Source organism: Paraburkholderia pallida (assembly GCF_004524855.1).
Lineage (GTDB): Bacteria > Pseudomonadota > Gammaproteobacteria > Burkholderiales > Burkholderiaceae > Paraburkholderia > Paraburkholderia oxyphila.
Genome location: NZ_CP038152.1, coordinates 28288 through 46011, shown reverse-complemented (window position 1 = coordinate 46011; position 17724 = coordinate 28288). Strand labels below are relative to the sequence as shown.

The following is a 17724-nucleotide window of genomic DNA, read 5'->3' as shown; positions in this document are numbered from 1 at the left end:
AATTCAGTTTCATTACTTCTCCCCTTTCTCCCCTGCTAAGGAGAACTTTCTAATAAGGTAGCGTCCGGTGTTTCTCAACGGTCCGTCAGCACTCCGTCCTGCGAAAACAACACCGGCTTTCCAGCGCCATCGATCAATGCGGCCGTGAGCGTCGCGCGATCCTCGCGCTGCTGGACTTCGAACCATTTGGCGCCCGCGCCCTGCTTCAATATGAGGCCATCGAGGCCGACGCCAAAAAGGCCGTTTCCGGTTGCAACGAGATCAGTGATCGAACTCCTGGTGCCGGCGTTGAGTTGTGTCCACGTCGCCCCGCCGTCGCTGCTCTGGTACAGGCTGCCCAGCAGCCCGCCCACCACGATCCGACCGTCGCGCAGCGCCACGCCTGTCCACAAGGTGCCCTTGCCGCCCGTCGACAGATAGCTCCAGTTCGCGCCACCGTCCGTGGATTTGAGCACCAGGCCCTGTTCCGAGTCGATGTAGAGTGCACCCTTTTGATCCGCAAAAATGTGGTACAGGTTGCGGTCCGCCCTCGTGCCGCTTGGCGGCTTGGGCACCGTCACCTTCGTCCACGTCCTGCCGCCGTCGTGCGTCGCGAGCATCAGCGACCACAGACCCACCGCGATGCCGTCTTTCTCGCTCGTGAAGAGCACCGAGAACAATGGCTGGTCCACGGAAATGTCCATGCGCTGCTTCTGCCAGCTCTCACCGCCGTCTCCCGTCGCGAGAATCACACCCCACTGACCGACCGCCCAGCCGTGCTGTGCGTCGGTAAAGGTCACAGCCGAAAGCGTTGCCGAAACCGGCACCTCGCGCGCCTGGCGCCAGGTCTTTCCTTCGTCATCCGAAATGATGACGATTCCGTGCTCGCCCACCGCGACGATGCGCTTGCCCGCACGCGTGGCGTCCAGCAACATCATGTGGGCCGGTTCCGCCCACGCATGGGCGGGCTTTGCCGCCCAGTCCGCCACGGTGCCCGGCGGCAGAGCCCAGACTGCCGCGCTCGCGCACAGCGCGGCACAGGCAACAAACATCTTGATCATGACTGCGTCTCCCATGTTCAATGACTGAAGAGTCCGGGCGCACGCGCCGGCTTGCGTCGCGGAAACCAGCGCTCGAGCACCGAGGCCAGTGCAGGCAGCGCCGTCATCGCCATCAGCAGGTTCACGAGGAACATGAACGCCAGCAGCTTGCCCATATCCGCCTGGAACTTCAGCGCCGAGAAGCTCCACGTCGCCACGCCGATCGCCAGCGTGATGGCCGTAAAGATCGTCGCCACGCCCACTTCGAGCATCGCGTGCTGCACCGCCTTCACGATGTTCTGGCCGCCCGCGAGATGCACCTGCAACCGGTTGTAGATGTAGAACGCGTAATCCACGCCGATGCCCACGGCCAGCACCATGACGGGCAGCGTGGCCACCGTGAGCCCGATCTGCAGCTCCTTCATGAACCAGTAGCCGATGAAGGTCGCCACCGAGAGCGGCAGGCAGCACGCGAGCATCGCGCGCCAGTCGCGGTAGGCGAGGAACACGAGGACCAGGATCGCCGCGTAGACATAGAGCATCATCGGCAGTTCGCTTGCGGCCACTTCCTCGTTGGTCGCAGCCAGCACGCCCGCATTACCCGCCGCGAGCCGCACCGTAATGCCCGGGAACGGATGCGTTGCGCGATATGTCTTCACGTCGTCCAGAATCCGGTTGATCGTCGTGGCCTTGTGGTCGGTCAGGAACAGATGCACGGCCGTCATGCTGCAATCCGCCTTCATGAAGCCCTTCACGCGGCCCACGTCCACCGACACCGCACCGTAGTTCTCGGGGTCGATCGGCACGACATTCATCTTCGGATAGTCCTCGTTGTAGCCCTGGTTGTAGCGGCGCAGCATCGCCGAGTACGACTGGACCGACACCACACCCGGCTCCGTGCGCATCGCGCTCGTGAGATCGTCTTCATAGAGGCCGACTGCCGGGTTGTCACACGCCTTTCCCGTGGACTCGATCGCGACCGTGAGCCAGTCGAGGCCGATGTCGTAGCTCGAAGCGATTGACGTGGCATCACGGTTGAAACGCGCGTCCGCACGCAGCTCCGGCGCACCGGGCTGCAGTGTGCCGATCACGCGGTCCCGGCTTTGCCACGCGGCCAGTGCAAACACCACCAGCGTGAGCGCGACGGTGACACCTGCATACTTCGGCTGCGCTATGCGCGCGAGGCCGCGCAGCCATGCCGAGCGCCGCTCGCTGCGCTTGAGCGCGTTATCCGCATAGCTTTTCGTGAAGTTGAAGCACGAAGCCGCAACCGGCAGCAGCACAAGGTTCGTCACGATCTTGTAGGCCACCCCGAGCGATGCCGTAATGGCCAGCTCCCGCACCATCGGAATCGGAATCAGCAGCAGCGTGATGAACGATACGAATGCCGTTACGAGCGCCAGCACACCCGGAATCAGCAGGCCGCTGAAGCTATGGCGCGCCGCATCGAACGAACTGTTTCCGTGCGCGATCTCGCGCACGATGAAGTTGACCTGCTGCACGCCGTGCGAGACACCAATCGCGAACACGAGGAATGGCACCAGCACCGCGAGCGGGTCCAGACCGAAGCCCAGCAGCTTCAGCGTGCCGAACTGCCAGACGAGCGACGTGAGCGAGCACGAAATCAGCAGCACCGTGAAGCGCACCGAATGGCAGTACCAGTAGACCGCGAGCGCCGTGAGCAGCAGTGCAATGCCGCAGAAGCCGAGCACGGCGGTCGCGCCATCGGCGATATCGCCAATCTGCTTGGCAAAGCCGATGATCTGGATTTCGTAGCCCGCATCCTCGAACGGCTTGCGGATCTGCGCTTCGAGCAGATGGTTGAACGCCACGTAATCGAGCACCTTGCCGTTACGGTCGCGCTCGTTGAGCTCGGCCGTAATCATGGCGCTGTCTTCGTTATGCGAAACGAGCGTGCCGATATAGCCGCCCAGCGTGGTCGCGCGGCGGATCTTCGCGACAACATCGGGCGTGAGCTGGTCGGGCGTGATCGTGCCGGAGATGATCGGCTCGGCGCGAAAGCCCTCATCGGTGATCTCGTTGACGTAGGCGTTCGGCGTCCACAGCGACTGCACACCGATGCGGTCCACGTTCGGCAAATACGTGACCGCCTGGGTCACCTTGTACAGCCGCGTGAGCCCCTCCTTCGTCCAGATCGGTCCCTTGCGGGCGCGCACCACCACGGTGATCCGGTTCGCGCCGAGCAGGTCGGAACGGTACTTCTGGAAGGTCCGGATGTATTCGTGGCCGATCGGCATCTGCTTCTCGAAGCCCGCGTCCATGCGCAGTTGCACGGCAAAAAAGGCCATGAGTGCGGTGAACAGCCCGATGCTCACGAGCACCGCTGCACGGTGGCCGAAGAAGAATCGTTCCAGCGTTTTGACCAGGCGATTTAACACGGCATTATCCCTTCAGGTGATTCGATGGCATCGTCAGAAGTTGCGGGTGACGAACATCCCGACGAAATTACGGTCTGCGTACGGATTGCCCACGGTGTTGTGCCCGCCCCAGAACAGCGTGTAGTTGATGCCCGCCTGCCAGACCGTCGGGTTCTGGTTGAACAGCACATAGAGATTCAGCGACTTCGCGCCCTGCAGGTAGTTCGCAGTCAGCGTCGGCGTATAGCCGTAGAGTCCGTCGGCGAACGTCAAGCCGGGTGTCACCTGCCAGCCGTGGATCAGCGAGCCATCATAGGTCCAGTTAAAGTCGATGGTCGCGCCCACCGAACTCGGGGTGCCCTGCGCCATGCCGATCGGGTAGCCCAGGCCCGAGTTGTTGTTCAGCCACGGCAGATAGCCTGCCTGGGGCACTTGTGTGACCGTCTGGCCGTCGACCGTACGCGTGATGCCGCTCGTGTTCAGGCCCGGGTAGTAGATCCACGTGAGCTCCCAGGTCAGCGTCGCTTCGTCCGCGCCGAGCAGCTTGAGGAACGGGTACTCGCTGCGCGTGAGCGCAAGCAGACCGTTGATGTCGTACTGGAACTTCTTCTCGTCGGCCCACTGCTGGCAGTTGACCCCCTGCACGCCATTAGTGTTCAGGTCGAGCGGGCCGCCCGCACCATAGCAGCTCGAGAGCGCCACCGCATCATGCGGTCGGTACGAGAGCTCAGTGCCGATCGCCCAGTTGCCGATGCCGAAGTTCGCGCTGGCGCCGAAGAGCTGACGGTTCTGCAGATACGACCAGTCCAGCGTGCCGTTGGCCAGCGACGAGAGCACCGGCGACTTGTCGGTGTAGTTCTCGTAATAGACCGCGAAGTTCGCGTCGAAGCTGCGCGGCGAATAGTTGAACTTCATGCCGAACTGCGGATGGTACTTCGACGGCGCCTGCCAGTTGACGGGCAGGCCGATATCGTTAAAGGGCGGCCCGGCAAACGCACCGTTGACGAGGCCGGTGTTGATGCCGTTAAGCACGTTCTGGTTGCCGCTGCTGGCCCCGGCGATGGTGCCGGCACTGGGACCGGCCACGTTGAGATTCGTTGTGTTCACCGTATACGGGTCCGTGCCTCGGCCGAGGCTGTTGGACACGGACCAGAACGAGCCGACCGGTGGATAGCGGTTTCCGTTCCACTGAAACTGATAATAATCCTCGGTGCTGAAACCATGAGATAGATCTGCGGCGAAGCTGATCATCGGCGCGGGCAGCAGCGCCTGCTTCAGTTGCGAGCCGGGAATCAGCAGCTTCTGCACGTCGAGCGAATTGGTGGCGTTGATGCCGCCCTGCGCGAACATGCTCTCGCCCCAGTTGATCACCTGGTTGCCGAGCCGCACGTGCGCGTTCTGCCCGTTGATCGTGAAGTCCTTTTCGCCCCACAGGTCGAGCAACTGCGCGTTGTAGACGACCTGCGCCGCGGCGGTGCTCGAGAGCGGCGTGCGGTTCGTATCGCCGGCGAGGAAGTCATACATGCCCGTGCCGCGGATCATGAACTTCAGGCCCTCGCTCGGCATCTTCAATAGCAGCTCGCTGGTCGCGCTGATGTAGGTGCTGAAGGGCTGGCCCTTGCGGTAATTCAGGTCGCCGTCGTCGCCCACGCCCCACTGGTTGACATTGGCCGCAGCGCCGCAACCGAATGCGTTCGGGTCGCCCGTGAGCGAGCAGCTCGGGTTTTGGGTGCGGATACCCGCACCCGCCGTGAGGTTGGTCACCCACGAACCCGTGAGGTCGCCCAGACCCGTCGTGAATTCGTAGCCGTACGCACTGGTTGCAGCCGTGCCGAACATGGCCAGCGACGCCGCAACATATCTTCCGATGCTCTTCGTTTTCATGAGTCTCCCCTGCCGTCTCCCTCGATGCCGACGCACACCACCGGTACGCGTCGGTCCCCCTGGTCCTGCGCCAATCCTCAACGCTCGCTCACCGATCTCAAGGATTCGGCCGTGAAGAAATCGGTCTTGAAGCGGGGATCGTTGAGCTGCTCGTACCAGCGAATATCCTTGCCCTGGCCAATCGACGAAGCATCGAACACGTAGCGTCCGTTGTTGAGGTCGTACTGCGCCATCGGCTCGTTATCGCAGGTGCCACCCAGCTCCCACACCGGGATCGGATAGCTCTCGCGCACCTTCCAGAGCTTGCCCTGCGCGTCATAGTCCTCGCCGATGAGCGCCAGCCAGCTGTCCTCGTCCAGGTAGAAAACCTTCTTCGAAGCAACGTGGCGTGCCGTGGGCTTGAGCGTCGCCTCGACGACCCAGACGCGGTGCACCTCATATCGACGATGGTCGGACGCGATGCCATTGAGCGTGGCGACGTCGTGCAGCTTGTCCTTGAAGGCGTACATGCCGAAATCGTCGTAGGGGACGATCATTTCCTTCTTGCCCACCAGCTTCCAGTTGAAGCGATCGATGGGGCCATTGAACATGTTGGCTTCGTCGATCAGATACTGATTCTCGAAGCCGATCAGCGGTGCATCGTGCGTATAGGCCGGCATGCGCCTTACGCGCCGTTGGCCCGGAAAATAGTAGTACGTTTCGGAGTCTTTATCGAAATACTGACGCTGCACGAAGGCCTGCCCAGCCAGCGCCGCGGGCGAGTCGACCGAGAAATAGGCGCCCAGGTTGAACTGGTCGACGTCCTGCGGCGTGGTCTTGCCTTCCTTGCCTGCCGGGAAATAGAACACCTGCGGGCCGACGCCGTCGATCCAGTCCGTACTGCCCGGGCGCGGAGAGATGGCCGTGACAACCGGCGCCCACTCGATACCCTCGCCGCGATAGCGCGTCTCGTAGTTGAGGATCGCTTCGGCGCCGCTCTTCGGCTGCGGGAAGGCCACGCCCGGGAGCGTCGCCGCCTGGATCGTCTCGCCATCCGGAGCGAGTTTCGCCGTCGTGAGATTCGCAGTCGAATTCTGCTCAGCGAATTCCGGCAACTGGCACTCGCGGTGGGACGGATAGACGTCCATGCGGTAGCCCTTCAACTGCTTGACGAGCTGGATCTGCCCCGGCGACAGCTTGTCGGCGTATTTGTCGACGTTGGACGCATCGATCGTGTACAGCGGTTTCTCGCCCTTGTGCTTCCAGAAGTCGCCGCGGACCTTGCCCCATGCCCAGCCTGCGGGCGTGGCTTCCCTGCCAGCAAACGCCGGCACAAGCCCGTCCTTGCTGGCCGCGCGCTCGGCGCCTGACGGCGTGAGGTCCTCGGCAACGGCCGCGCCGGCCACAAGCAATAAGGCAGCCGCAATGGCCGACACGGCTCCGATGGTGTGCTTTCTCATCATGACTCTCCTTCCGACTCCACTCTGATTCGTAGTACGTATTGTTAAATTCTGTCCTGACGCGTCGGGTGCGAACTGATCAACCCTCCCCGCACCCTGCCACGGCCACCGCCCGAATCTCGATGCACAACTCGGGCAGCGCCAGTTGTGTTACGCCAACCGCCGTCCACGACGGATAGCGCGCCGGGAAGTACGCATCCTTGACCGCCGAAAAGGCCTCGATCTCACCGCGCAGGTCCGTGTGGAAAGTCGTCAGCTCCACCACATCAGAAAGGCTCGCGCCCGCTGCCTTGAGCACGGCCTTGAGGGACTCGAAGGCGATGCGGGCCTGCGCCTCGATGCCCTCGCCGGCTTTCATATCCGGGCCGATGCCGACCTGGCCGGAGACCCAGATCGTGTCGCCCACGCGAGTTGCAGGCGAAAAATGGTAAGCATCGTAGAACGCCTGAAACGGCGGCGGGACGATCGATTGGCGCTTGTTGGCCGTTGTCATGATCAGGGTTCCTTTGCTCAGACGAGTTGACGGAAGCACGGTGCGCGAAAGGCCTCGCCCTTCTTCAGCGACGCCAGTTCCTCCGTGAACAGAACGCCCGCCGGCGTGAAGCCCGAGACGCTCGGTTGCGGCAGCGGGCTGAAAACCGCGTCGTCGCCGAAGAAGCGCAGCACGAGCGTGTGGCGATCCGGAAACGCGGTGTCCACCGCGCCGCCGCCGTGTAACACGCCCGGATGCAGCAGCAGGACGTCGCCGGGCTCCGTCGCCCACGAAATAATGTCGTAGGCAGCCGGATTGACTCGGCGCTCAGCTTCGATATCTGGCAAGCGTGGCCAGACATCGCCGCCATGCAGAGGATCAGTCGGATCTTCAGCATTTTGAAAGGTCGTGCCGTCGTGACGCGGGCCTCGATGCGATCCCCGCACGACCTCGAGCGCATTTTGTCTGGGTACGGCCTCGAAACTGATCCAGGCATTGCCGAAGTGCATGCCTTCCCATGGCAGGTAGGACGTGTCCTGATGCCACGGCGAGCGACCGCTTGTGCCGCCACTCTTGAGGAACAGTTCCTCGGCGAAATACCAGACGTGATCCGAGCCCCACAGGTCCGCGAACAGTCGGCCGAATGGCAGTTCGCCGGCCAGTTCGTCCAGACGGCCCTTCGCAAACGGATTGGCGTTGTCGTTGTGCGTCTTGTGCACCGTGCCTTCGAACAGGCTGCCGGCCATGGGGCCGGGGTTCTCTATGCCCCAGTCGAAAACCTGCCGGCACCGAGCCAACTGTTGCTCGCTGAGCAGGCCTTTGACCAGAACGGCACCGTCCTCTGCGAATGCCTTGCGCGTGGCTGCATCCATGACTGAACTCCTGAATCGCTGATCGGCGACGTCGTTGCAAACGCTTCCCGCGGCGCCTTGTCTAGAAAATACTACCAAACGTAGGTCATGATACAAAACTTAGAAAAAATAAAAAGAGAGGGGATTCCCTGCCTTCACACGGCAGGTGTCGCTGGTTCGATCCCGGTACCGTCCACCCTATGTCCCGGAGCGTCTGGACGGACAAGGCTTTCCACGTTGAGTCCACGGCTTCGGAACGTTTCTTTGCACAGTGCATTGGAGCCTTCGAATATTTCGGTGAGGCGTGTTTCGTGCGTCGAGCGGCCCTGAAATTCGGCATTGATCGCTGCTGCGATCTCCGATTCATGAGCATCGATCCATGCCTCCAGCCGATCGAGACGGGACAAGCGCACGACAAGTGCCGGCAAGGGTTCGCGTGCGAAAGCACTGCGCAGGCGTTCGAATCGCACAGCCAGATCGGTCGGTTGACCTTGCGGTGTGAGGTCTCTTTTTATCTATCTATCGCTTCAAATAATTGATTTCGCAAGACAAATACTAAATAGTGCTAATTTAATCAGCTGGAAGCGCGCATGAATACACGAGTATCTCTCGTCACGACGTACGTCTTTCCCGGACACGCCGGTCTACTTGATCATCGAGTGTGTTCGTGATGCCCATTGCCCCCTTGATCCCACACCAGCGGAACGGCTCTGGGGGAAGCCATGGCGTCTCGTGATTCAATGCCGACAGCAACGGATCTTCAGTACCCAAGATTCGTTCCGCAAGCAAATGCCCCATCAGTGATTGGGTGCCGACGCCATGCCCTGAACACCCAGCGGAGTAGAAAATATTCTGTTGTGCGCCCATTGCCCCCACCACTGGCAATGCGTCGCCAGCCAGGCTGACATAGCCGCTCCAGCAGGCCCGAATCTCGAGCTCCGGCAGGGTCGGGAAGCGTTCGTGCAAAGCCACTCTCAGCGCTTGATAAGCCTCGCTATCGGGTACGTTGGGCGTTTTCGAACCGTAGACGTAGTTCAACCGCTTGGTGGTGACGATCAGTGTGTTGTTTACCGTCAGACGGTGGCTCTCCATCGTCCAGTGCGCAGTGATGATGCCTTCGCGCTTCGGCCAGCCCAAGGATGCACGCTGCTCTGCCGACAGAGGTTCTGTTTCGATGGCGGAAACGCGCAGCGGAGCCACTTTATCCGCAAGCAAGCCGATCTGGGGCGTGTAGGCATTGGTGGCAAAAATCAGAAATGGTGCGCTCGCGGATCCCTTACCGGTTTGTACCTTGACCGTAGCGCCCTCGGCAAAGGCCAGCAGGGCCGTATTCTCGTACAGCTTGACGCCGGCCTGGAGCGCCGCGCGCCGCAACCCCATCACGTACTTGCCAGGATGCAGCGTGCCACCACGCTCTGCATAGCTGCCGAACAGAAATGCGGGAGGAATTCCACGCGCGCGCATCGCCGCCTGATCCAGAAACTGAAATGAAAAGCCAAGTCCAGCCGCGGTTGCCATGTCATCGCGGATTCTCTTCTCTTGAGACGGATCGACCCCCGCGCGTATCACGCCGGTCGCGTTGTAGTCACACTCGATGGCATGCTCTTGCAGTTTTTTCTCGACGAAGTCGACCCCTGCTGCATAAAAACCGAGGATCCTGGCGGCCTGTTCATTACCCACCCGCTTCACGAACAGATCGTATTCGAGCGCCATGGGCCCACCGAGATAGCCGGCGTTACGGCCACTCGCACCGAAACCCGCGAACTCCCGCTCAAGGACGATGACCTTTTTCCCGGCTGCGGCCAGCCCCAAGGCTGCGTGCAAACCGACATAGCCAGCACCGACGATGACCACGTCAGCCGTTTGATCGCCCTCCAATTCCGGCTGGATATCGGCTGGCTTTTCCACCCAGGTGCCCAGCGTACGATATTTCTCGAGATCGGCAACCAGCTTGGCGTTCTCGATCGGAGCCGTGTCGGTACTGAGTTCCGCGGCGATGGCAGGCGCGATGACAGCCGTCGCCAGCGCACCCTTCAGAAAGCCGCGTCGAGTGACACCGCTCCGATCCGCTTGCGTCTCGGGTGAATCTGGTTCTTTATTCATCTCAGTCTCGATATGGAAAACGTCCCTGCACACTCACGGCAAATCCATTTAGAAAATATTGACAATATTAGTCAATATTACAAAACATAAAAACCAAAGCAAGAGCGATCAGCTTCCCTGATCGCTCTGCTCCGTCAACCGCTTGGCAAGTTCACTCGAACACTACGGCCCAATGTTCGTCGGCAAACTACAGCATTCCAATTTGATAGTAGCGTTCAGAAAACCCGAAATCAAGAAGGCAATGGTTCGGGAAAACGCCTAACGCTACGCATACGTCCCACAATGTCGCACGCTGCTGGCATCACAAAAGAGAGGAATCCAGGGAGCTCGTAACCATAAGCGCGGCCGCGAGCGTTGGCGACACCCAACTCGATACCGCGAACGGAGTGGCGAGCAGATTGCAGGCCGCCGAGACGCACAGATTCTGCTTCATGACCTGCGCCATGCGCCGCGCAATCGTCAGCGCACGCTCCAGGCTGGTGATCCCCGCTGAGTATGCCGACGGCGGCACCTGCTGCGCGCAGACGCGGCCGGGCAGCACCCGGCTCGGGCATCGAATGGCTGGGCGCCGACGGCATGCGTGTGCTGGTGGGTAGAGCACACCCGTATCCACCGCAACACGCCGCTGCGCAAGCTGAAACGTGCCAGGACCCGGTTGCCGAGGCGACTCTCGCAGCAGCGCTTGCATCTGGCGGCGGCGCTCGAAGTCCTATACTCGATCGAAGGCGACTGACCTTTATCCGACGAGCTTCGCTCGCGGCGCAAGCGTCTCGTCGTAGTCCGCCAGCGATGGCATGGCGAGCGTCGCCCGCGAATCGATATTCAGCAGCAGCGCCTTCCAATCCTCGAGCATTTTCTGGCGTGCGCTCTGCTCGACATAGGGAACGTGATAGGCAAAGAACGGTTCGAGGACTTCAAACCCCGCGTACCCCAGGGTGCCTTGCAGTAGCGGGCGCAACATGCCTTTCAAGTCGCCGTGTATGCCGCCCTCGGTGACCATGTGCTCGCGGCCTCCCAGCGTCGTGCATACCAGCGCCTTCTTGCCGACCATGCCGCCTTGATCGTAGATCCGACGTCCGCCATAGAAGACACCCGACACGAAGACCCGGTCGATCCAGCCCTTCAGGATGGCAGGCATGGAAAACCAGAACAGCGGAAAAGTCAGGATCAGAAGATCACACTGCTTGACCCTTTCGATCTCCCGTTCGATATCAGCAGACAAGGTATGCCTGGCTACCGCATTGCGCTGCTCGAGCGCATACACGAGGTACTCGGGATTGGTCCGATCGGCGAAATCGGACGCGCTGGCCGTTGCCACGAAATCGCTCGCGTAGAGATCGGAGATCTCCACCTGATGACCCAAGCCACGCAGCACCTCCACTGCTTCACTCTTGAGTGCAGAGGTAAACGACTTCAACTCCGGATGGGCGTGAACAATGAGGATGTTCATTTCAAACTGACTCCATAAGTAAAAGCTCTCCTGAAGCGCGGGTTCTGATTGCGCTGTGGGCTCATTGCGCTGCCTTTGCGGCCTCTTGATCCTGAAGCAGACGCCACATAATCTTGCCGGTGCTCGACTTCGGCAGTGACTCAACGAATTCCACGATGCGGGGTGCCTTGTACGCTGCCATGTTCTCCCGTGCCCACGTGATGATGTCGTTCTCGGTCACGGCTTGCGCGTGCCGTGCATTGCGTACGACGAACGCCTTCACCGTTTCACCGCGATGCGCGTCGCGTGCTGCAATCACGCAGACTTCCTGAATCGCGGGGTGGTCATACATCATGGTCTCGACTTCAGCCGGCCATACCTTGTAGCCAGACGCGTTGATCATCCGCTTCAGGCGGTCGGCCATGAAGAAATAGCCGTCCTCGTCCTTTCTCGCAAGATCGCCGGTACGCAGAAAGCGCTTGCCGTCGATCTCGATGAATGCATCACGCGTCGCATCGGGATTGCGCCAGTACCCTTGCATCAGCTGCGGGCCGTGGGTCACGATTTCACCGGTCTGCCCCTGCGGCAGCTCGCGGAGCGTCTCCGGGTCGACGATCCGCGCGTCGACGTCAAATATGGGAATGCCGAGGCAATTCGGCTTTGGCCGCTGCGGCGGGTTGATGTGCGTCGGAGCGATGGTCTCGGACAGTCCATAGCCTTCGATGTAATGGATGCCGGTCTTGTCATGCAGTTTCCTTGCGACGGCGTCCGGCATCGCCGCACCGCCACCGGCCATCACACGCAGGCTCGAGAGGTCATAGTCATCGAGCTTCGGGTTCGACAGGAAATCGACGGCCATTGTCGAAATGGACCACCAATCGGTCACACCGTGGTGCACGATCGCGCGGGCGGCCGCATCGCGGTCCCAGCGCGGCAGCACCACGACGGTTGCACCGCTGAAGAGCGGTGCATTCAGTCCGCTTTGCATGCCCGTCACGTGAAACAGTGGCAGTGCCGACAGCAGAATCGAGTTCTGCGTGCCGCGCAACCAGTTGACCAATCCAAGCGCGGTGCACATCACGCTGCGATGCGTGTGCATGCAGCCCTTCGGCTTGCCGGTCGTGCCCGACGTGTACGGCATCACGCAGAGATCGTCCGGCCCCACAGTCAAGGGACCTGGCGCAAGACGCGCATCCAGCACGTCGCGCCAGGGCATGACGCCAGCGCTGTCACCTCCGACGATGTGGCGTGGCGCACTGACGAATTCCGGCGGCGTGATGCTGGAGGGCTGTTTCAGGTAATCGCCGTACGTCGCGACGATGACTTGCGCAAGCTGCGCTTGCGCGTCTCCGACGAGCGGTACGACGCGCTCATACAGATCCTGCGCGACGAAAGCGGTGCGTGCACCGCTGTCCTCGATGTAGTGACGGAGCTCGTCGGTCATGTTCATCGGGTTGATGGGCACGACGACCGCGTTGGCGCGCAGGATGCCGTAGTAGGCGAGCATCCATTGCGGACTGTTCTGCATGTACAGCAGCACGCGGTCTCCAGCTTGCACGCCACAGCATTGCTGCAGATAGCCGGCGATCCGTTCGGTTTCCTCCTTGAATTCGGCAAACGTGATGGGCGTGTCATAGAAGACGATGAACGGCTTGTCTGGAAAGCGGGCCGCCGATACCTCTGCGGTGTAGTACAGATGGGTCGCGGGCAAAACCAGATGACGGGGGAGGTGCGCCGGCCAATGGGGTGAGGCTTCCGGGGGCATGTTTCGACTCCAAACTTCACGTGGTGATGAAAAGCACCCAGCCGTGTCGTCGCGGTCGCGTCCGGCTCGAAATAGGGATGGTGGCGTACGCCACCAGACCTCCAACGATGGAGCACCAGGCCGTGAACCGGGCAACGTTGCACGAATGCATGGGCGCTGTTCCCCATGCGGGCGAGTCAGATGCCTACATGGCTGGTTTTCTTGTGATGGAGCGTTGCTTGTGCGGCGGTGGCTTCGGCTTGCGCGCGCACGCCGGACGTGATACGGCTGATGCCGCGGATCAGATCGACCGCCTTCTCCCCGATCATGATGGTGGGCGCGTTGGTGTTGCCGCCAATCAGCGTCGGCATGACCGATGCATCCACGATGCGAAGCCCGTCCATGCCACGCACGCGCAGTTGCGGGTCGACGACCGCCATTTCGTCCTGCCCCATGCGGCAGGTGCCGACCGGGTGGTAGACGGTATCGGTGCGTTGCCGCAGCGCGGCGCGGATATCGTCATCGGTCTTCACGTGCGAGGTGAAGAGATCGCGCCTGGCCCACCTGGCGAGTGCGGGCATCTGCATGAGCCCCCGCGTGATCTTGAAGCCGGCCACCATGTCCTCGATATCGCGAGGGTCATCGAAGAAGGCCGGGTCGATCAGCGGAGCCGCGAGCGGATCGTTGCTGCGCAGCGTGACCGAGCCGCGGCTGCGCGGGCGCAGCAGACACACGTGGCACGAGAATCCGTGGCCAAGGCGCATGCGACGCGCGTGGTTGTCGACCAGCGCCACCACGAAATGCAGCTGGATGTCGGGTGCGTCCAGCCCGGGTTGCGTCTTCAGGAAGCCTCCGCCTTCCGCAAAGTTCGACGTCAACATGCCGCGCCGCTCGCGGCGAAAGCGCAGGATCTCGCCCAGCATGCGCATACTGCCGCCCAGCGAGACGCCCATCGTGTCGAAACTGCGAGTGCTGTAGCCGAAAACGAAGTCGGGATGGTCCTGCAGATTGCGGCCCACGCCCGGCAGATGCTGCACGGTTTGGATGCCGGCGCGTGCAAGCTCCTGCATCGGCCCGATTCCCGACAACATCAGCAACTGGGGCGTCTGCAGTGCACCGGCGGCCAGCACCACTTCGCGCCGCGCACGCATTGTACGTACCGTGCCGTGCTGCAGCACCTCGACGCCGACGGCGCGCTTGCCTTCAAAGAGGATGCGCCGGACTTGCGTGTGTGTTGCCACGGTGAGGTTGTCGCGTTGACCGATGTGGGGGTGCAAATACGCACGCGCTGCGCTCCATCGTTCGCCCTGCTTTTGCGTGACCTGGTAGATGCCAATGCCTTCCTGCTGAGCACCGTTGAAATCGTCCGTGAGCGGCAGGCCTGCCTGGCGGGCAGCTTCCAGATAGCGCGCCTGGAACGGATTGTCGGTGCGCAGATCGCTGACCCAGAGCGGGCCGCTGCGGCCGTGCCAGGCGTCGTCGAAGCGCTCGTTGTGTTCGCTCAGGCGGAAGTAAGGCAGCACATCGTCGTACGACCAACCGTTATTGCCGAGCGATGCCCAATGGTCGTAATCGCTGCGGTGGCCGCGGATGTAGACCATCGCGTTGATGGCGGACGAACCGCCCAGGGTCTTGCCGCGCGGCTGGTAGCCGATACGCCCGCCAAGCCCAGCCTGGGGCACGGTATCGAATGCCCAGTTGTTCAGACGTGTCGGCATCATGGCGACCGCGCCTGCCGGCACCTTCACGACCGTGCTGTTGCCATCGCCGCCCGCCTCGAGTACACAGACCTCGATGTTCGGATCTTCGGACAGACGCCCCGCGACCACGCAGCCGCCCGAACCGCCGCCGACGATGATGTAATCGAACTGTTGATTCATGATGTTTCTCACAACAAGCAAATACGGGGTCAGGCAATGCGCGACAGCACGCGCAGTAGCCAGTTGAAGGTATGACCGTAGGGTGGATGGAACAGCGTGGTGCCGTTCCAGCGGGTCTGATGGAAGATCGGCTTGAGCTTGCTGAAGGTGTCGAAGCCCCACTTGCCGTGGTAGGCGCCCATGCCGCTGGGCCCCACACCGCCGAATGGCTGGTTCTCTTGCGTCAGATGCCACAGGCAGTCATTGATCGTGACGCCGCCCGACACGGTTTCGCGCAGCGTGCGATGGCAGCGCGAGGCATCGTCGCCAAACCAGTACAGCGCGAGCGGGCGCGGATTGCTCTGGACGTACGCCAGAGCCTCGTCGACGTTCGCGTATTCGACGATGGGCAACACGGGGCCAAAGATCTCTTCACGCATCAGACGCGTGTCGGCCGGCGCGCCCATCACGAGCGTTGGCGGGAACTTGCGTGACGCCGCATTAAATGGCTCGCCGGCGGGGTTGACCTCGATCACGCGTGCGCCCGCAGCGCGCGCTTCGTCGACCATCTCCGCCAGGCGCGCGCGATGGCGTTCGCTGATGACGGCGGTGTAGTCGGAGTTGGAGACGAGTGTCGGATAGAGCTTGGCGATGGCCTGCACCAGATGCGCGGCGGTGTTCTCGGCGGTGCCGGCCGGCACGAGCAGGTAGTCCGGCGCGACGCAGGTCTGCCCAGCGTTCAGCAGCTTGCCGAATGCGATGCGTTGAGCCGCGAGCGCGACATTGCACGACACGTCGAGAATGGCCGGCGACTTGCCGCCGAGTTCCAGCGTCACCGGCGTCAGGTTGGCCGCGGCCGCTTGCGCCACATCGCGCCCGACCTGCGTCGAACCGGTGAAGAACAGATGGTCGAACGGCAGCCTGGCAAAGGCCTTGCCGAGTTCGACATCGCCGATGGCGACATCGAGTTCGTCCGGGTTGAACATCTCGCGCGCCATCGAGCCGAGCAACGCCGACAGCCGGGGCGTGAGTTCCGACGGCTTGATCAATACCCGGTTGCCCGCCGCAAGAGATGCCAGTGCGGGGCCAAGCGAGAGCTGCAGCGGATAGTTCCACGGCGCAATGATCCCCACTACGCCCAGCGGCTGCGGCATCAGCCGGTTATAGCCAGGGCGAAAATGCAACGCGGTCGGCACGCGTTGCGTGCGCATCCATTGTTTCAGGTGGCGCCGCGCATGGCGGATGCCCGCCCGCACGATGAACACCTCGGCAAGCCGGGTTTCGTGCGCCGAGCGCCCCTGGAAATCGGCGTCGATGGCGCGCACGATGTCCATCTCATGTGTGTCGATCCAGGCCGCCAATCGCTCGAGGCGGGACAGTCGGGTCGCCAGCGATGGGTATGGGTCCAGCGCAAACGCATGGCGCTGGCGTTCGAAGCTGGCGACGAGCTCGGTCGGGGAGCCTTGCTGCATGGTGTCTCCTATGCGTTCTCGATTGAGAGATCGCGGAACGGCTGTTTTTGTTTTGCTTGCCCGTGAGTTGTGGACCGACGCGGTGACCAACTCAGGCCACCGCGTGCCGAAATACGCTCAGGCGGAGTGTCTGCCGACGCTCGCCAGCTCCGCAGGGGAACGTGCCACGCTGCGTCTCGCATGTCCGTCAATCAGGTCGGTCAATAGCGGCACGACACCATCGGGGATGTCGTGGCCCATGCCGCGGATGGTGACCATTTCTGCGCCGGCAATGGCGGCAGCGGTCGCGACGCCGCCACTTGGCGCCACCATCAGATCCCGATCGCCGTGCACGACAAGCGTCGGCACCTGGATCCGTCGGATTGCCGCTGTCCTGTCTCCAGACTTGATGATCGCGCCGATCTGGCGCGCCATGCCTTCGTGATCGCGCGCCTGCTGGCCTCTGTCCCAGGCATCGGCGGCGTAGGCGCGCCGTGCCGCGTCGTTCACGGGGTACGTCTGCGTACCGATGTGGGCCATGATTTCGCTGTATCGTTGCACGGCTTCGTCGCGCGTATGCGCGGGCGGCCTGGTCAGCATCGACAGGCTGGACAAAGCCGGCTGGCCGACTTTTCGGGCACCGGTGGTGGAAAAAATCGACGTCAGCGACACCGTCCGCTGCGGATGCGTGGCCGCCATAATCTGGCCGATCATGCCGCCCATGGACATGCCCACGATGTGCGCGCGCGCCACATGCAGATAATCGAGCAAGCCGATTGTGTCAGCAGCCATGTCTTCCAGGTCATAGGCGGATGGGATGGGCCTTCGCAGCATTTGCCGGATCATCCCCGGCGGCGGCTGCGAGATGCGGGAAGAACGGCCCACGTCGCGGTTGTCGAAGACGATGACGCGAAAGCCGCGTTGAACCAGCCCGTCGGTCAGACTCGCTGGCCAGGAAGTCAACTGCAGGCTCAGGCCCGCAATCAGCAGCAAGGGCTCTCCGCTGTCGGGGCCATATGTGCGATAGCACATGCGCACGCCGGTGCGAACATCGCAGAACGCGTCGCGAACTTCATTCATTGCGTGGATCGACAT

At 62.1% G+C, this 17724-nt stretch carries 12 protein-coding genes and 1 tRNA gene; 1 reads left to right on the top strand and 12 read right to left on the bottom strand.

What is annotated here, in order from left to right:
- Nucleotides 1-74: 74 nt before the first annotated feature.
- The 6 genes from E1956_RS42770 to E1956_RS42745 all read right to left on the bottom strand — a co-directional run bounded on the left by E1956_RS42770 (nt 75) and on the right by E1956_RS42745 (nt 8064).
- A complete protein-coding gene (locus tag E1956_RS42770) occupies nt 75-1040 on the bottom strand; it encodes a WD40/YVTN/BNR-like repeat-containing protein (protein WP_134759834.1) in 966 nt (321 codons plus the stop codon).
- Between the two features lie 17 nt (nt 1041-1057).
- Nucleotides 1058-3418 carry an efflux RND transporter permease subunit gene (locus E1956_RS42765; protein ID WP_134759832.1) on the bottom strand — a complete coding sequence of 787 codons (2361 nt, stop codon included), beginning with the start codon at nt 3416-3418 and terminating at the stop codon, nt 1058-1060.
- Between the two features lie 33 nt (nt 3419-3451).
- Nucleotides 3452-5281 carry a DUF1302 domain-containing protein gene (locus E1956_RS42760; protein ID WP_134759830.1) on the bottom strand — a complete coding sequence of 610 codons (1830 nt, stop codon included), beginning with the start codon at nt 5279-5281 and terminating at the stop codon, nt 3452-3454.
- Between the two features lie 77 nt (nt 5282-5358).
- The gene (locus tag E1956_RS42755; protein WP_134759828.1) at nt 5359-6723 is read right to left on the bottom strand and encodes a DUF1329 domain-containing protein; all 1365 of its coding nucleotides are present in this window, start codon (nt 6721-6723) and stop codon (nt 5359-5361) included.
- Nucleotides 6724-6799: 76 nt separating this feature from the next.
- Nucleotides 6800-7213: a RidA family protein gene (locus tag E1956_RS42750; protein ID WP_134759826.1), complete on the bottom strand. Its 414-nt coding sequence runs from the start codon at nt 7211-7213 to the stop codon at nt 6800-6802.
- A 17-nt stretch (nt 7214-7230) separates the two neighbouring features.
- Complete coding sequence (locus tag E1956_RS42745; protein WP_134759824.1) at nt 7231-8064, bottom strand: phytanoyl-CoA dioxygenase family protein; 834 nt, start codon at nt 8062-8064, stop codon at nt 7231-7233.
- Between the two features lie 99 nt (nt 8065-8163).
- Between E1956_RS42745 and E1956_RS46525 the strand changes: the two genes are divergently transcribed.
- A tRNA-Val gene (locus E1956_RS46525) sits at nt 8164-8239 on the top strand.
- A gap of 416 nt (nt 8240-8655) precedes the next feature.
- Here E1956_RS46525 and E1956_RS42735 read toward each other — a convergent pair.
- The 6 genes from E1956_RS42735 to E1956_RS42705 all read right to left on the bottom strand — a co-directional run bounded on the left by E1956_RS42735 (nt 8656) and on the right by E1956_RS42705 (nt 17724).
- Nucleotides 8656-10146: an NAD(P)/FAD-dependent oxidoreductase gene (locus tag E1956_RS42735; protein ID WP_134759822.1), complete on the bottom strand. Its 1491-nt coding sequence runs from the start codon at nt 10144-10146 to the stop codon at nt 8656-8658.
- A gap of 736 nt (nt 10147-10882) precedes the next feature.
- Nucleotides 10883-11596, bottom strand: a complete 714-nt coding sequence (locus tag E1956_RS42725; RefSeq protein WP_134759820.1) for an NAD(P)H-dependent oxidoreductase — start codon at nt 11594-11596, stop codon at nt 10883-10885.
- Between the two features lie 61 nt (nt 11597-11657).
- Nucleotides 11658-13340, bottom strand: coding sequence for a long-chain fatty acid--CoA ligase (locus E1956_RS42720; protein ID WP_134760822.1), 1683 nt, complete (start codon nt 13338-13340; stop codon nt 11658-11660).
- A 176-nt stretch (nt 13341-13516) separates the two neighbouring features.
- Nucleotides 13517-15199, bottom strand: coding sequence for a GMC family oxidoreductase (locus tag E1956_RS42715; protein WP_134759818.1), 1683 nt, complete (start codon nt 15197-15199; stop codon nt 13517-13519).
- Between the two features lie 29 nt (nt 15200-15228).
- Nucleotides 15229-16650: a coniferyl aldehyde dehydrogenase gene (locus tag E1956_RS42710; protein ID WP_134760820.1), complete on the bottom strand. Its 1422-nt coding sequence runs from the start codon at nt 16648-16650 to the stop codon at nt 15229-15231.
- Nucleotides 16651-16767: 117 nt separating this feature from the next.
- On the bottom strand, nt 16768-17724 hold the full coding sequence (locus E1956_RS42705; RefSeq protein WP_232072567.1) for an alpha/beta fold hydrolase: 957 nt from the start codon (nt 17722-17724) through the stop codon (nt 16768-16770).